Consider the following 15,087-nt stretch of genomic DNA (forward strand, 5'->3'; position numbering starts at 1 on the left):
CGCGCCCGGCCTGCCACAGTCCGGCCGAGTTTCATGTGCGCCTTGCCTTTGCGCGTGCTGTCCGTCATTCCGCCGATGACGCAGCTGAATACGCCCTATCCCTCCACCGCCTACCTTACCGGCTTCCTGCGTTCGCGCGGGGTCGCGTCGTTCCAGGAAGATCTGGCGCTCGCGCTGGTACTGCGGCTGTTGTCGGCGGACGGGCTGCGGGCCGTAGCCGAGCGTGTCGCCGCGCTGCCAGCCGGCCGACACAGCCCATCGGTGCAGGCGTTCGTGGCGCAGCAGGCGCGCTACCTGGCCACCATCGAGCCCGCGATCGCATTTTTGCAGGGGCGCGACTCGACCTTGGCCCATCGCATCGCGGGACGCAACTATCTGCCCGAGGGCCCGCGCTTTCGCTCGCTGGACGTGTACATCGACGAGGAAGGCGGCGATCCGCTGGGATGGGCATTCGGCGCGCTGGGCCTGCATGATCGGGCCAAGCACCTGGCCACCCTGTACCTGAACGACCTGGCCGACGTACTGCGCGACGCCATCGATGCACGGTTCGAGTTCGTGCGCTACGCAGAATCGCTGGCCGGCAGCCAGCCCACGTTCGATCCCTTGGCAGAGGCCCTGGCGGCGCCGGCCAACCTGGTCGACGAGACGCTGCGCGGACTGACCGTGGAGGCCCTGGCTCGCCATGCGCCCACGATGGTGCTGCTGTCGGTGCCCTTCCCGGGCAACGTGTATGCCGCCTTCCGTATCGCGCAGACGATCAAGCAACAGGACCCCGGCATTGTCACCGTGCTGGGCGGCGGCTTCGTCAACACCGAGTTGCGCGAACTGAAAGACCCGCGCGTGTTCGATTACTTCGACTATGTCACGCTGGACGCCGGCGAGCGGCCCCTGCTGGCGCTGATGGAGCACGTGCAAAGCCAGCGGTCGCGCCAGCGCCTGGTGCGCACGTTCCTGCGCGACCCGGAAACCGGCGCGGTACGGTACGTGAACATGGTCGAGCCCGACGTCGCCTTCGAAGAAGTCGGCACGCCGACGTGGGACGGCCTGCCCCTGGACCGCTACCTGTCGCTGCTGGACATGCTGAACCCGATGCACCGCCTGTGGAGCGACGGGCGCTGGAACAAGCTGACCGTGGCGCACGGCTGCTATTGGAAGAAGTGCAGCTTCTGCGACGTGAGCCTGGACTATATCGGCCGCTACGAGGGCGCCTCGGCCAAGGTGCTGGCGGATCGCATCGAGGCCATCGTGCGCGAGACCGGACAGACGGGCTTTCACTTCGTCGACGAGGCCGCGCCGCCGAAGTCGCTGAAGGCGCTGGCGACCGAACTGATCGAACGCGGCGCCGGCATCTCGTGGTGGGGCAACATCCGCTTCGAAAAGACGTTCAGCCCCGAGCTGTGCCAGCTGCTGGCCGACAGCGGCTGTATCGCCGTGTCGGGCGGACTCGAGGTGGCGTCCGACCGGCTGTTGAACCTGATGAAGAAAGGCGTCTCGGTGGACCAGGTGGCGCGCGTGACGCGCGCCTTCACCGACGCTGGGATCCTGGTGCACGCCTATCTGATGTACGGCTTTCCCACGCAGACGGTGCAGGACACCGTGGACGCACTGGAATATGTGCGGCAGCTGTTTGCCAACGACTGCATCCAAAGCGGGTTCTTTCACCGCTTTGCCTGCACCGTGCATTCGCCGGTGGGCAAGCATCCCGAGGAGTACGGGGTAACGCTGCGGCCCCTGCCGCCCATCACCTTCGCCAAGAACGACGTCGGTTTCCACGATCCCACGGGCGTGGACCATGATGCCCTGGGCCGCGCGCTGAAGAAGGCCATCTACAACTACATGCACGGCATCGGCCTGGACGAGGACGTGCGCAGCTGGTTTCCGTTCAAGGTGCCGCGCACGACCGTGGCGCGTCACCGCATCAGCCGCGCGCTGGAACAGCGCGGCTAGCGCGGCGCCGGGCCGGCGCCGGTCAGCAGGCTAGCGCCAGGTCTCCGGCTGCACCGTCACCTGCCCGGCATCGCAGGACACGTAGGCTTCGCCATCCTGCACGTTGACGTGCATGCTCATCGTGCGCTGGGCCAGTTCGCCCAGCGCCTGCGTCTGCGCGGACGGCAGGTAGACCACGCGCAGGTTGCGGGCGCGTTCGAGCTTGTTGCGCACGCCGTCCCACCACAGCTTGCTGGCATGGGCGTAGCAGTACACCACGACCTGGCGCGCGCGGCCGCAGGCCTTCAGGACGCGGCGCTCGTCGGGCTGGCCCACCTCGATCCACAACTCGATGTCGTCGGTGAGGTCCTTGAGCCAGACATCGGGCTCGTCCGTCTCGCTCAGCCCTTTGGTGAAGGCCAGCCGCTCGTCGCCGTGCAGCGCGAAGGCCAGCAGGCGCACCATCATGCGCTCGTCCGTCTCTGACGGGTGGCGGGCGATGGTAAGCGAATGGCTGCCGTAGTAGTGGCGATCGCTGTCGGCGACGTGCAGGTCGGCCTTGTAGATGGTTGCGCGCAGGGCCATGGGGGAACACCGGAAAAACGTGAATGCCGGACGAGAATGCCGCCGGCGGCGACCCGCATGATACCTGCCATCGCGGGGCGGCGCGGGCGGCGCCGTTCGCGCGGGCTCGCGCCGGGCGCGTTAAGCTTGCGGACGCGCCGGGCCACGCTTGGCTGGGCCACACCTGGCCGGGCCGCGCCTGGCCAGCCACGCCTGGCCGGCCGCCCACGCCAGCGAACCTCCCGACACCGACCACCATCGCCATGACTCCGCTCGCCGCCCTGCTCGCCTTCACCGCCGCCGCCATCGTACTCACCCTCACCCCCGGCCTGGACAGCGCCCTGGTGCTGCGCACCGCCATGCGCGAAGGCCCGCGCCGCGCGCTGCTGGCGGGCGCGGGCATCAGCGCGGGCTGCCTGGTGTGGGGCGCGGTGGTGGCCTTTGGACTGGGTTCGCTGCTGGCGGCGTCCGAGCTGGCCTATGACATCCTGCGCATCGGCGGCGCGCTGTACCTTTGCTACCTTGGGGTGCAGCTGCTGTGGCGCAGCCGGACACGTCCAGGTGCCGGACGCGGACGCGATTCGGAGGTACAGGCGGCGCGGTCCGCGCAGGCCGGGGACGCCGGCGCCACGGCCGTGAAGCCGGGCTGCGCCGATGGCCGCGCCCTGTCGCCCCGGCAATGGTTCTTGCGCGGCTGCCTGACCAATCTGCTCAATCCGAAAATCGGCGTGTTCTACGTCACCTTCCTGCCGCAGTTCGTGCCGGCGGGGGCGGACGTGTTCGGCTTCACCCTGCTGCTGGCGGCCATCCACGCCGCGCTGGGCGTGGCGTGGTTTGCCGTGCTGGCCGCCGCTACCATGCCCCTGAACCGCTGGCTCGCGCGCCCGGCCGTGGCTCGCGGGCTGGATCGCCTGACCGGCGCGGTGTTCATCGCGTTCGGCCTGCGCCTGGCGCTGGAGCGGCGCTAGGGCCGCGGCGCGGCCCACGCGCGGTCTTGGGTCAATACACCCCGATCGCGTGCCTGGCCACGAAATGGCCCTCGCCCACCTGGGCCAGGGGCCGCACCAGCGGCTCGTCGCCCACCTTGCGCACCGGGCTGGGAATCTCGTCCACCAGCAACGAGCGCTGCCGATGCCGGCGCTGCGGATCGGCAATCGGCACGGCGGCCATCAGCTTCTTGGTGTAGGGGTGCTGCGGGTTCTCGAAGATGGCCTGGCGGGGGCCGATCTCGACGATCTGCCCCAGATACATCACCGCCACGCGGTGGCTGACGCGCTCGACCACCGCCATGTCGTGCGAGATGAACAGGTACGACACGCCGAGTTCGCGCTGCAGGTCCAGCAGCAGGTTCACGATCTGCGCCTGGATCGACACGTCCAGCGCCGACACGGACTCGTCGGCGATCACCACCTTGGGGTTCAGCGCCAGCGCCCGCGCGATGCTGATGCGTTGCCGCTGGCCGCCCGAGAACTCGTGCGGATAGCGGTCGATCATGTCGGGCAGCAGCCCGCACTTGTCCATCAGCCAGCGCACGCGCGCCTGCGCCTCGCGGCCCTTGGCCACGCGGTGGATCAGCAGCGGCTCCATGATGGAATAGCCCACCGTCATGCGCGGATCCAGCGACGCGAACGGGTCCTGGAAGATGAACTGGATGTGCCGGCGCAGCGACTGCATGGCCGAACCGCGCAGCGAGCCGATGTTCTGGCCGTCGAACTCGATGCTGCCGCCCTGGCTCTTGACCAGCTGCAGCAGCGAGCGTCCCGTGGTGGTCTTGCCGCAGCCGGATTCGCCCACCAGCGACAGCGTCTCGCCCGGATAGAGATCGAAGTCCACCTGCTCGACCGCGTGCACGCGCTTGTGCACGCGCCCGAATATGCCGGTGGCGACGTCGAAGCGCGTGGTCAGGCCGCGCACCTTCAACAGCGGCCCCTGGTCGTGGCGCACCGTGCTGGCGCCTTCGGCCGCGGCCACGGGCTCGGCGCCGCCATCCACGCGCAAGAGCGGAAATGGGGCGGGCTGCGTGGTGCCGCGCATGGCCCCCAGCCGCGGCACCGCCGACAGCAGCGCGCGCGTGTAGGGGTGCCGCGGCTCGGCGAAGATGGCGTCCGACGCGCCCTCTTCGAGCTTCTCGCCGCGATACATGACCAGCACGCGGTCGGCCACCTCGGCCACCACGCCCATGTCGTGCGTGATGAAGATCACGCCCATGTCCATCTCTTCCTGGAGCTGGCGGATCAGCTGCAGGATCTGCGCCTGGATGGTCACGTCCAGCGCCGTGGTGGGCTCGTCCGCGATCAGCAATTGCGGCTTGCACGACAGCGCCATCGCGATCATCACGCGCTGGCGCATGCCGCCCGACAACTGGTGCGGATAGCGGTCGAGGATGGCGCGCGCCTCGGGAATGCGCACGCGCTCGAGCATGCGCAGCGCCTCGGCGCGCGCGCCGGCGGCGTCCAGCCCCTGGTGCAGTTGCAGCGCTTCGGCGATCTGCGCCCCGGCGGTGAAGCTGGGGTTCAGCGAGGTCATCGGCTCCTGGAAGATCATGGCGACGTCGGCGCCGCGCACGCGCTGCAAGGCCGACTCGTCAGCGCGCGCCAGGTCGAACGCTTCGCCATTGCGGCGCCGCAGCTGCATGCTGCCCGAGGCGATCCTGCCGCCGCCATACTCGACCAGGCGCATCAGCGACAGCGAGGTCACCGACTTGCCCGAGCCCGATTCGCCCACGATGGCCAGGGTCTCGCCGCGGTCGACGTGGAAGGAGACGTCGCGCACGGCTTCTACCACGCGCGACGGAGTGTTGAAGCGCACTGTCAGGCCATCCACCTGCACCACGCGCCTGTTGTCCATGCTTGCCATCTTGCTTACTTCTCCTGGCGCGGGTCCAGGGCATCGCGCAGCCCGTCGCCCAGCAGGTTGAAACCGAGCACCGCCAGGAAGATGGCCGATCCGGGGAAGATCGACATCCACGGCGCCTGCGTCATGAAATTCTTGGCCGTGTTCAGCATCGAGCCCCACGACGGATTGGGCGGCTGCAGGCCCAGGCCCAGGAACGACAGGCTCGCCTCGGCGATGATGGCCGTGGCGATGGTGATGGTGGCCTGCACGATGAGCGGCGGCATGACATTGGGCAGCACGTGGCGGCCGATGATGCGCAGGTCGGACGCGCCCAGCGCGCGGGCGCTCTGGACGTAGTCCTCGTTCTTCACCGCCAGCACCTGGCCGCGCGTGATGCGGATGAACTTGGGCGCGGCCGACACGCCGATGGCCACCATGGCGTTGACCAGGCTGGGTCCCAGGAAGGCCGCCAGCGCGATCGCCAGGATGAGGAACGGAATGGCCAGCAGCGCCTCGGTGCAGCGCGAGATCACGCTGTCGGTCCAGCCGCCGAAATAGCCGGCCGCCAGGCCGAACGGCACGCCCACGATGAGCGCGATGACCACCGACACCAGGCCCGCCATCAGCGAGGCGCGCGCGCCGTACAGCAGGCGGGTGTAGATGTCGCGGCCCAGTTCGTCGGTGCCCAGCCAGAACGACGCCGAGGGCGCCTTGCGGATGGTCATGAAGCTGGTCTGGAAGGGATCGTGCGTGGCCAGCCACGGCGCCAGCAGCGCCATCAGGACGAACAGCAGCACGATGCCGGCGCCCAGCATGGCCACGCGGTTGCGGCGGAACTTGCGCCAGGCGCGGTTGCCGCTGCGCGGCGGAACGACGGGAGGCGTCGCGGCGGCGGCGGCCGTTGCGGTTGCGGTGTTCATGCTCATGCGTGCCTCAGCCGGGGATTGACCAGGATGTACAGGATGTCGGCCAGCAGGTTCATCACGATGAAGCCCACGGCCACGCACAGCACCACGCCCTGCACCACCGCATAGTCGCGATTGAAGACGGCGTCGACGATGAGCTTGCCGAAGCCCGGAATGGTGAAGACCTGCTCGGTAAGCACCGCGCCCGCCAGCAGTTCGCCGAACAGCAGCGTGACCAGCGTGACGATGGGCATCAGCGCGTTGCGCAGCGCATGACGCAGCACCACGGCGCGCGGCGATGCGCCCTTGGCGCGCGCCGTGCGCACGTAGTCGGCGCTCAGGGCTTCCAGCATGGCCGAGCGGGTGTGCCGCATCAGGTAGGCCGCGATGGCGGTGGACAGCACCAGCGAGGGCATCAGCAGCGTCTTGAGGGACAGCCACAGGTCTTCGCTGGGCGGCACGTAGCCGGAGGCCGGCAGCAGCTGCCACTGCACCGACACCAGCATGATCAGGATGATGCCGAGCCAGAAGTTGGGGATGGACATGCCGGACAGCGCCGCCACGTTGGCGCCCATCTCGAGCGCGGTGCCCTTGCGCACGGCGGCGATGATGCCCATGGGGATGCCGATGATCACGGCGAAGAACATGGCCATGACCGACAACTGCAGCGTCACCGGCAGCTTCTGCGCGATCAGCGAGAGCACCGGCACGTCGGTACGCATGGACTTGCCCAGGTCGCCCTGCAGCACCTGGCTGATCCAGGCGCCGTACTGCACGGGCAGCGGGTCGTTCAGGCGGTACTTGTCGCGCAGGTAGTCGAGGACGGCGGGGTCGCGCTCTTCGCCCGCCAGGGTCAGCACCGGGTCGCCGGGCAGGATCTTCTGCAACATGAAGACCAGCATCGACACCAGCACCAGGGTCGGAATGGCGACGACCACGCGGCGCAATATGAGTCTTAGCATAGGTAAACCACGAAAAAGAAAACGGGCCGTCCCGCTCGCGGATACGGACGGGACGGCCGCACTACAGGCTCATTTTGCCGCCGGGCCGCCCCAAGGCAAAATGCGCCCCCTTGGGGGATGAGCCTGGACATGGAACAGTCCTTGAGGACTGTTCCATGCCTGGCGAATCCGAGCGGCTTGCAAGCCGCGAGGTGGACAGCAAGCCGAAGGCGCAGCGCGGGGGCATCATTTTGCCGCCGGGCCGCCCCAAGGCAAAATGCGCCCCCTTGGGGGGCAGCAAGCCGAAGGCGCAGCGTGGGGGCATCATTTCACGAGCGTCACGCCCCTCAGGCGGATCATGCCGTCGGCATAGGGCTTGAAGCCCACCAGGTTCTTCGTCATGGCGAAGGGCCAGGGCTGGTAGTACACGTAGAAGTTGGGCTTGTCCTGCTGCAGGATGGTCTCGGCCTGGTCGTATAGCGCTTTGCGCTTGGCCTGGTCGGGCACGCGGCGCGCCTCGTTCAGCAGCCTGTCGACCTCGGGATTGCTGTAGCGCCCGTCGTTCTGCGAGCCCTTGCTGGACAGGAACTGATGCACGTTGCCGTCCGGATCCACCCGGCCCGACCAGCCGCGGATCGAGGCCTCGAAGTTGCCCTGCAGGTTGCCCGACAGCAGCGCGGCATAGTCGGTGGGACGCAGGTTCAGCTGGATGCCCGCCTCGCTGGCCATGGCCTGCACCATCTCGGCGATGGCCGCCGTGGTGGTGTTGTTGCCGTAGGCCAGTTCGCCCTTCACCGTCGTGACGCCCGCTTCCTTCAGCAGCGCCTTGGCACGGGCCACGTCGCGCGCCGGCACCGGGAACTTGTCGCTGTGGTAGGGGCTCGCCGGCGGGAACGGCTGGCTGGCGGGCGTGAACAGCCCGCCGCCGATGACTTCGTTGATGGCGTTGCGGTCGATCGACAGCTCGAACGCCTTGCGCACCCGGGCGTCCTTGAACGGGCTGTTCTCGGCGCGCGGGCCATTGCCGATGTTAAAGATGATCTCCTGGAAGCCCAGGCCGTCCACCGACTCCAGCTTCAGGCTGGCGTCGCCCTTGACCTGGGCCACGTCGGAAGGATTGAGGCGCTCGATGAGCTGCAGGCCGCCGGCGCGCAGGTTGGACAGCCGCACCGTGGTATCGGGCACCGGCAGATACACCAGGCGCGAGAAGTGGAAGTCCTTCGCGTCGTAGTACTGGTCGAACTTCTCGAGCACGATGCGATCGTTCTGCACGCGCTGCACGAACTTGTACGGACCCGAGCAGACCGGCGTGCGGGCCACCGATCCCTGGTCGGCGAAGGTGGCCGGCGACAGCATCATGCCGGCGCGATCCGACAGGTTGGCCAGCAGCGTCGCGTCGGGGGCCTTCAGCGTCAGCACCAGCGTGCTGGCGTCGGGCGCGTCGACCTTCTCGACCGAGGCCAGCTCGCTCTTGCGCATGCTGTCCTGCAGGGTCAGGGCGCGGTCCAGGTTGGCCTTGGCGGCCGCCGCGTCGAACTTGGCGCCGTCATGGAACACCACGCCGTCGCGCAGCTTGAACGTCAGGACCTTGTTGTCCTCGCTCCACGACCACGACCGGGCCAGCTGCGGCACGAACTGCAGTTTGGCGTCGAGATCGATCAGCTTGTCGCACAGCGACGTGAAGACCAGGCGGCTGACATAGGTGCGCGCCCGGTGCGGGTCCAGCACGTCCACGTCTTCCTGCAGCCCGATGCGCAGTTCCTGCGCGACGGCCGCGCCGCAGGCCCCGGCCAGCAGCACGGCGCCCAGGATGGCGCCGGCACGTTTGTGTTTCATCATTCACTTACCCCTTCTTGTCGCGCGCCCATCGCCGTGGGCGCTTCGCTTGAAAAACCGCGGAGTCCTCGAGTGCTTCGAGGACCCGGACATCGTCGATATCAGAAGCCCACGGCCTGACCGTCGCGACGCGTATCGCTGGCCGCGACGTAGCCGGTTTCGTTGTCGTTGGCCGACATGCGCCAGATGAACTGGCCGGCGCCGAAGTCCATGTAGGGATCATCCACCGACTTCAGCGCGTGGCCCAGGTCTTTCAGGCCCGCCACCGTCTGCGCGTTCATGTTGGACTCGACGTCCAGCGTGAAGTCGCGGTTCACCTTCCAGCGCGGCGCGTCGCACGCGGCCTGCGGCTGCTGGTGATAGTCGATCATGCGCACGACCGTCTGCAGATGGCCCTGCGGCTGCATGTCGCCGCCCATCACGCCGAAACTCATCACGGGACGGCCGCCCTGCGTGAGGAAGCCAGGGATGATGGTGTGGAACGGGCGCTTGCCGCCCTCGACCACGTTGGCCGACTTCGGATCCATCGAGAAGCCCACGCCGCGGTTCTGCATGCTGATGCCGGTGCCCGGCACCACGATGCCCGATCCGAAACCCATGTAGTTGGACTGGATGAACGAGATCATCATGCCGTTCTCGTCGGCCGCCGTCAGGTAGATGGTGCCGCCGGCGTGCGGACGGCCGGCCTGGAAGTGCGTGGCCTGGTCCAGCTTGATCAGCCTGGCGCGGCTGTCCAGATAGGCGTCGTCCAGCATCTGCTCGGGCGTCACTTCCATGCTGCGCGGATCGGCCACGTAGCGGTACAGGTCGGCGAAGGCGAGCTTCATGGCCTCGATCTGCACGTGCTGCGATTGCACCGAGTCCACCGGCATGGAAGCCAGGTCGAAGCGTTCGCAGATGCCCAGGGCGATCAGGGCCGCGATGCCCTGACCGTTCGGCGGAATCTCGTGCAGCTCGTAGCCGCGATACGACTTGGAGATGGGGTCGACCCAATCGGGGCGATAGTTGCGCAGGTCCTCCAGCGTCATCGCGCCGCCATGTTCCTTGCTGAAGGCGGCGATGCGCTCGGCCAGCTCGCCTTCATAGAAATCGCGGCCGCGGCTTTCGGCGATGCGGCGCAGCGCGAAGGCGGCGTCCTTGAAGCGGAAATGCTCTCCCACTGCCGGGGCGCGGCCATTCGGCATGAAGGCCTGGGCGTAGCCCGGCTGGCCCGACAGTTCCTCGGCGGCGGCAGCCCACTTGTGCGCCACCACCGGCGGCACGGCGTAGCCGCGCTCGGCGATCTCGATGGCCGGTTCGAACAACTGCTCGAAAGGCAGCTTGCCCAGCTTCTCGTGCAGGGCGGCCCAGCCGGCCACCACGCCGGGCACCGTGGCGGCGTCCCAGCCGCGCTTGGGCCGGTTGGCCAGGCCGTCGGCGCCCGTGCCGTACTTGCGCTTGAAGTACTCGACGTTCCAGGCGGCGGGCGCGACGCCCGAGGAGTTCAATCCGTGCAGGCGCTTGCCGTCCCAGACGATGGCGAAGCAGTCGCCGCCCAGGCCGCAGGACACCGGCTCGACCAGCACGATGGCGGCGGCCGCCGCGATGGCCGCGTCCACGGCGTTGCCGCCCTTGAGCAGCATGCGCAGCCCGGCTTGCGCCGCCAGTGGATGCGAGGTGGACACGACGTTGCGGGCGAACAGCGGAATGCGATACGAGGGATAGGGATTGGCCCAATCGAAGGATTTCATGCGGCGGCTCTGCGGATGAACGGAAGCGGAACCGGCCAAGTTACTCCCGTGATTTAATTAAATCAATTTGAATATTTTTTCTGTCATTAAAGATTTTTTTATGAGCACCATACGCTTCATGCGGACCTTCCTGGCGGTGGCGCATCATGGCTCGTTCTCGGAAGCCGCCGAGCAGGTGGCCTTGACGCAGGCGGCCGTCAGCTTCCAGATGCGCTCATTGGAAACTGAGCTGGGCCGCGAACTGTTCGACCGCAGCGGCCGGCTGGCGCTGCTGAACGCCGCGGGCCGCGAGCTGTTGCCCGAGATCAAGCATCTGCTGGACCTGTACGACCGCCTGCGCCGGCCGCGCGGGGCGGCGGACGAGCTGGCGGGCTCGGTTTCGGTGGGCGCCATCGTGTCCTGCATGGGCACGCTGTCCAAGGTGGTGTCCGGCATGAAGCGCGACCATCCCGGTCTGGACGTGCGCCTGTTCTCCGGCAAGGCCAGCGAGCTGGCCGGCAAGGTCGAGGCAGGCGACCTGGATGCCGCCTTCGTCGTCGAGGCCGGCCGCAAGATGGCCAGCACGCGCTGGACCACGCTGTATGAAGAGCCGCTGGTCGTGGTGGCCCCCGCCTCGACGCGCGGCGACGACCCGCGAACCGTGTTGACCAGCCATCCCTTCCTGCGTTTCGACCGCACCCAGCGCACGGGCCTGCAGATCGACCGGGTGCTGCGCCGGCTGGGCGTGTCGGTGCACGACTTCCTCGAACTGAACGCGATCGAGACGCTGGTGGAGCTGGTGCGGCAGGAGGTCGGCGTGGCCCTGCTGCCGCTGTTGAACGGCGCCAACTGGCAGCACAGCGCGGACCTGCGCGTGCTGGCCTTGCCCGGCGACCTGGGGCCCATCGCGCGGGCGGTGGGCATGCTGGAACGACGGGAACATGCGCGCCAGGCCGTCACCGCCGAGATCTGCGCACTGGCCGGCGCGGCCTTCCGCAAGCGCGGCGGGTCGGCGGATTGATGCCGCACGATGCGCAGCAAAGAGAACGCCGCCTCGCGGCGGCGTCCTCTACGCCCGACCTCCGGGCCACGTCGGGCGCTGTGCGCTCATGTGTCGGTGCGGGGGCCTTGGCCGGCCCCGCAGACCGGACTACTGCCCCATCGCCGGATCGCTGACCGACGGCTTGCCGGTTTCGACGCGGCCCGCGAACCGGCGCGCATAGGCGTCGTCGCCGCGGACGGTGGCCGTGAAGTCGTACCAGCTGCCGCTGCGCTGCAGGGGCCAGTGCTGTTCCGCCTGTCCCTGCGCGGGCACGGTCACGCTCCAGCTGGCGCCGTTGGGGTAATAGGCATTGGGCACGATGTCGAACGTGCACTCGGCGTCACCCGTATTGATGAAAGTGACGTACACGTCGCCGTTGGCCACGTCGTAGCACACGCGGATCTCGGGCGCCGCGGCGCCGGCCGCGCGCAGCGTGTTCACGTTGCCCTGGAAGTGGCGATGGAAGCCGTTGGGCCCCAGCACCCACAGGTCGTACGCGCCGGCGTCGTCCACCACGCTCCAGCTGTCCTCCAGCTGCTTGCCGGCCTCCACCGTGTAGCGGCGCGGCACGCGGTCCAGGTGCAGGCGGTCGTACACCTGGAATACCGCGCCCGCCGTGCCGGTGTTCGAGAACACCAGCCCCATGCGCATGCCCGACACGTCCACCCGGCCGCTGGTGTGCAGTTCATAGGGCAGCGCGCGCGAGAAGCGCATGCCCGCGGCCTGGCGCGGCAGCGACTGGTCGCCCGTGGCGGGCACGGGCACCTGGGCCAGCACCTGCTGCGCCGCGCGCACGGCGTCGGCCTCGGTCCTGGTCAGCAGCGTCAGGTCGGGCAAGGCCTGGGCGTTCGGGTTCTCGAAGTCGAAGGCCGAGGTCAGGTCGCCCAGCACCGCGCGGCGCCACGGACTGATGTTGGTCTCGGCCACGCCGAAGCGGGCTTCCAGGAAACGCAGCACCGAAGTGTGATCTGAGGCCTGCGAGTTGACCCAGCCGCCGCGGCTCCACGGCGAGACCACATACATGGGCACGCGCGGACCCGGGCCGTACACCTCGTTGTCGGCAGGATCCTGCACCGAGGCCACGGTGTGATACTCGGCCTGCGTCTCCACGGTCGAGGCCCCGGCCAGCGTGCCGTCCGCGTTGTACGACGGCGCGGCGGGCGGCGGCACGTGGTCGAAGTATCCGTCGTTCTCGTCGAAATTGACGAACAGCACGGTCTTGCTCCACACCTCGGGGTTGGCGGTCAGCGCATCCAGCACCTCCTGGATGTACCACGCGCCCTGGATCGGGCTGGACGGGCCGGGGTGCTCGGAATACGTTTCCGGCGCCACGATCCACGACACCTGCGGCAGGCTGCCGTTGGCCACGTCGTCACGCAGCGCCTGCAGCAGGCCGCCATCCGGCATGGTGTTGGCCACGCCCTTGTACAGCGGATTGGCGGCATCCACCGCCGGCGTCCAGGCCGGATACGGCGCGCCGTCCGGGCCGTTCCCCGCCGCCTCGTTGGCGCGGCGGAACTGCTGGAAGCCGGCCAGCGAATTGTCGGTGAAGTTGTCGGGCAGGTTCTGGTAGACCTTCCAGCTCACGCCCGCTTCCTGCAGGCGTTCGGGATAGGTCTTCCAGGTCCAGCCCGTGGTCGAGGCGCCCAGGCCATCCCATTGGTTGCGCGTGGACGGGCCGTTGTTCTCGCCGGCGGGATCGTTGGTGCCGGACCACAGGAACAGGCGGTTGGTGTTGGTGCCGCCGTGCGTCGAACAGTGATAGGCATCGCACAGGGTGAAGGCGTCGGCCAGCGCGAACTGGAAAGCCAGCTCGGCCTCGCGGAAATAGCCCATGGACTGGTCCTGCTTGTAGCGCGGCCATTCCTGCATGCGGCCGCGGTCCCAGGCTTGATGGGCGTCGACATAGTCGTGCGGCGTGCCGCGCACGCGCTGGGCGTTGCCGCGGCTGCTGTCCAGGTGATACGGCATCACCACGCGCGTGCCGTTGGACTGCTCCCATACCGTGCGGCCGTCGGGCAGCGGGATGGTGAAGCGGTCGCCGAAACCGCGCACGCCGTTCAATGTGCCGAAGTAGTTGTCGAACGAGCGGTTTTCCTGCATCAGGATCACCACGTGCTCGACGTCCTGGATCGTGCCGGTGCGGTTGTTCGCGGGAATCGCCAGCGCGCGGCGGATGCTGGGCGGGAACAGCGACAGCGCGGTCATGCCGCCCGCGGCCATCGCGGTATTGCGCAGAAAGCGGCGCTTGCCGGTGTCGGCGGGGCCGAACGTATCGTCGTGTCGGGACATCTTTGTGTTTTCCTTTGGATGCGTCGTGCCGGGTTCAGGGAGCGCAGCGCAGCTGCGGCTGCTCGGCGGGCGGCGTGCCGGGCTCGGTCGGGGTCTCGCCGCCGCCGTCGTCCGGGTCCGAGTCGTGGTCGTCGCCGCCGCAGGCCGACAGTGCCAGGGTCATACCCAGCAGCAGGCAGGCGCCCAGGCGCCGCCACGGACGTGCATAGCTTTCGTCAAGCATGGTTCCTCTCTTGTGTCGCGAGTGAAAACACCGGGAGCCGGTCAGCGCTTGCGCGACCGATCAGCCCGACATGCTGGAGGGGCGAGGTGAACCGGGGATGAAGCGGAGCGGAAATCGGCTGATCGAAGAATCAGGAAATCTTTGGGATCGCGGCGGCAATACGCCCGCCCGTCGGATGCGGAATTGCGCCCATCGCGGCGGGCCGTGCGGCCAGCCTGTACACTGCGGCCTGGCTGTCCATAAACTGTCATACCGCGCCGGTATGGTCCGCCATTCCCCGCTTGCCGCCATCCCAGACACCCTCTTCATGCGCTTCACCGCCCGCTCGTTCCGCCCCACTTTGCCCGGCGCCGCCCGGCTGGCCGCCATCGTCGCGGCGGCGGCGGCCATCGGGGTATGGGGTGCGGTCCTGCTGGCGCCCAGTCCGTCGCGGCTGCCGCCGGCCGTGGCGGCGGCGCCGGTGCGGCAGTCCAATGTCGAGCCCGTCGCGCTGTGGTTCGGCCGCGATGGCGTGCTGCAGACGCAGATCGCCGTGCTGGGCCTGATCGCCCAGGGCAGCAACGGCGCCGCGGTGGTCAGCGTCAACGGCGGGCCCCCGACGGCGCTGGCGGTGGGCCAGACAGCCGCACCGGGCATCGTGCTGGCCGGCGTCGATGCGCAGGGCGTGATCCTGGACGCCAACGGCACCCGCACCCGGGTCGCCGCGCCGCCCTTCGACGCGGTGCCGGGCGGCATCGTGCCGGTGCGCTAGGGTCACGGGGCGCTCTGTCCGCCCATCTTTCAATTCAATGACATTTCAAGCAGACTACGTGAA

At 68.5% G+C, this 15,087-nt stretch carries 12 protein-coding genes; 4 read left to right on the plus strand and 8 right to left on the minus strand.

Annotated features, from left to right (window positions below):
* Positions 1-33: 33 nt before the first annotated feature.
* Entirely contained in the window at positions 34-1,947 is a 1,914-nt protein-coding gene (locus CAL15_RS08170) for a B12-binding domain-containing radical SAM protein (protein WP_198299176.1), read from the plus strand.
* A gap of 30 nt (positions 1,948-1,977) precedes the next feature.
* On the opposite strand, the gene CAL15_RS08175 is transcribed toward CAL15_RS08170, so the two are convergent.
* Positions 1,978-2,511, minus strand: a complete 534-nt coding sequence (locus CAL15_RS08175) for a YaeQ family protein (protein ID WP_086078127.1) — start codon at positions 2,509-2,511, stop codon at positions 1,978-1,980.
* A 242-nt stretch (positions 2,512-2,753) separates the two neighbouring features.
* On the opposite strand from CAL15_RS08175, the gene CAL15_RS08180 reads away from it, so the two are divergent.
* A complete protein-coding gene (locus CAL15_RS08180) occupies positions 2,754-3,458 on the plus strand; it encodes a LysE family translocator (RefSeq protein WP_086078128.1) in 705 nt (234 codons plus the stop codon).
* Between the two features lie 31 nt (positions 3,459-3,489).
* Here the strand turns inward: CAL15_RS08180 and CAL15_RS08185 are convergent, their stop codons facing one another.
* From CAL15_RS08185 to ggt, 5 genes are all read right to left on the minus strand, one after another.
* On the minus strand, positions 3,490-5,337 hold the full coding sequence (locus tag CAL15_RS08185; protein WP_086078129.1) for a dipeptide ABC transporter ATP-binding protein: 1,848 nt from the start codon (positions 5,335-5,337) through the stop codon (positions 3,490-3,492).
* A 14-nt stretch (positions 5,338-5,351) separates the two neighbouring features.
* Positions 5,352-6,245, minus strand: coding sequence for an ABC transporter permease (locus CAL15_RS08190; protein ID WP_086078130.1), 894 nt, complete (start codon positions 6,243-6,245; stop codon positions 5,352-5,354).
* A 2-nt stretch (positions 6,246-6,247) separates the two neighbouring features.
* Positions 6,248-7,192 carry an ABC transporter permease gene (locus tag CAL15_RS08195; protein WP_086078131.1) on the minus strand — a complete coding sequence of 315 codons (945 nt, stop codon included), beginning with the start codon at positions 7,190-7,192 and terminating at the stop codon, positions 6,248-6,250.
* A gap of 303 nt (positions 7,193-7,495) precedes the next feature.
* Entirely contained in the window at positions 7,496-9,010 is a 1,515-nt protein-coding gene (locus CAL15_RS08200) for an ABC transporter substrate-binding protein (protein ID WP_232468158.1), read from the minus strand.
* Positions 9,011-9,108: 98 nt separating this feature from the next.
* Positions 9,109-10,737 (minus strand): gamma-glutamyltransferase, encoded by a 1,629-nt coding sequence (gene ggt / locus CAL15_RS08205; protein ID WP_086078132.1) that lies wholly within the window; start codon positions 10,735-10,737, stop codon positions 9,109-9,111.
* 100 nt (positions 10,738-10,837) lie between these two features.
* On the opposite strand from ggt, the gene CAL15_RS08210 reads away from it, so the two are divergent.
* Positions 10,838-11,737: a LysR family transcriptional regulator gene (locus tag CAL15_RS08210; RefSeq protein WP_086078133.1), complete on the plus strand. Its 900-nt coding sequence runs from the start codon at positions 10,838-10,840 to the stop codon at positions 11,735-11,737.
* Positions 11,738-11,866: 129 nt separating this feature from the next.
* Here the strand turns inward: CAL15_RS08210 and CAL15_RS08215 are convergent, their stop codons facing one another.
* Positions 11,867-14,050, minus strand: a complete 2,184-nt coding sequence (locus CAL15_RS08215; RefSeq protein ID WP_086078134.1) for a phosphocholine-specific phospholipase C — start codon at positions 14,048-14,050, stop codon at positions 11,867-11,869.
* 34 nt (positions 14,051-14,084) lie between these two features.
* On the minus strand, positions 14,085-14,273 hold the full coding sequence (locus tag CAL15_RS08220; protein ID WP_086078135.1) for a hypothetical protein: 189 nt from the start codon (positions 14,271-14,273) through the stop codon (positions 14,085-14,087).
* A 307-nt stretch (positions 14,274-14,580) separates the two neighbouring features.
* On the opposite strand from CAL15_RS08220, the gene CAL15_RS08225 reads away from it, so the two are divergent.
* Positions 14,581-15,024, plus strand: a complete 444-nt coding sequence (locus CAL15_RS08225; protein ID WP_086080996.1) for a hypothetical protein — start codon at positions 14,581-14,583, stop codon at positions 15,022-15,024.
* The last annotated feature ends 63 nt before the right edge of the window (positions 15,025-15,087 follow it).

This window comes from Bordetella genomosp. 13 (assembly GCF_002119665.1).
Classification (GTDB): domain Bacteria; phylum Pseudomonadota; class Gammaproteobacteria; order Burkholderiales; family Burkholderiaceae_B; genus Bordetella.

Excerpts from the sequence above, each read along its gene's own strand:
- CAL15_RS08170 (WP_198299176.1), top strand. The coding sequence starts at position 34 with ATGTGCGCCTTGCCTTTGCGCGTGCTGTCCGTCATTCCGCCGATGACG.
- CAL15_RS08175 (WP_086078127.1), bottom strand. The coding sequence starts at position 2,511 with ATGGCCCTGCGCGCAACCATCTACAAGGCCGACCTGCACGTCGCCGAC.
- CAL15_RS08180 (WP_086078128.1), top strand. The coding sequence starts at position 2,754 with ATGACTCCGCTCGCCGCCCTGCTCGCCTTCACCGCCGCCGCCATCGTA.
- CAL15_RS08185 (WP_086078129.1), bottom strand. The coding sequence starts at position 5,337 with ATGGACAACAGGCGCGTGGTGCAGGTGGATGGCCTGACAGTGCGCTTC.
- CAL15_RS08190 (WP_086078130.1), bottom strand. The coding sequence starts at position 6,245 with ATGAACACCGCAACCGCAACGGCCGCCGCCGCCGCGACGCCTCCCGTC.
- CAL15_RS08195 (WP_086078131.1), bottom strand. The coding sequence starts at position 7,192 with ATGCTAAGACTCATATTGCGCCGCGTGGTCGTCGCCATTCCGACCCTG.
- CAL15_RS08200 (WP_232468158.1), bottom strand. The coding sequence starts at position 9,010 with ATGATGAAACACAAACGTGCCGGCGCCATCCTGGGCGCCGTGCTGCTG.
- ggt (WP_086078132.1), bottom strand. The coding sequence starts at position 10,737 with ATGAAATCCTTCGATTGGGCCAATCCCTATCCCTCGTATCGCATTCCG.
- CAL15_RS08210 (WP_086078133.1), top strand. The coding sequence starts at position 10,838 with ATGAGCACCATACGCTTCATGCGGACCTTCCTGGCGGTGGCGCATCAT.
- CAL15_RS08215 (WP_086078134.1), bottom strand. The coding sequence starts at position 14,050 with ATGTCCCGACACGACGATACGTTCGGCCCCGCCGACACCGGCAAGCGC.
- CAL15_RS08220 (WP_086078135.1), bottom strand. The coding sequence starts at position 14,273 with ATGCTTGACGAAAGCTATGCACGTCCGTGGCGGCGCCTGGGCGCCTGC.
- CAL15_RS08225 (WP_086080996.1), top strand. The coding sequence starts at position 14,581 with ATGCGCTTCACCGCCCGCTCGTTCCGCCCCACTTTGCCCGGCGCCGCC.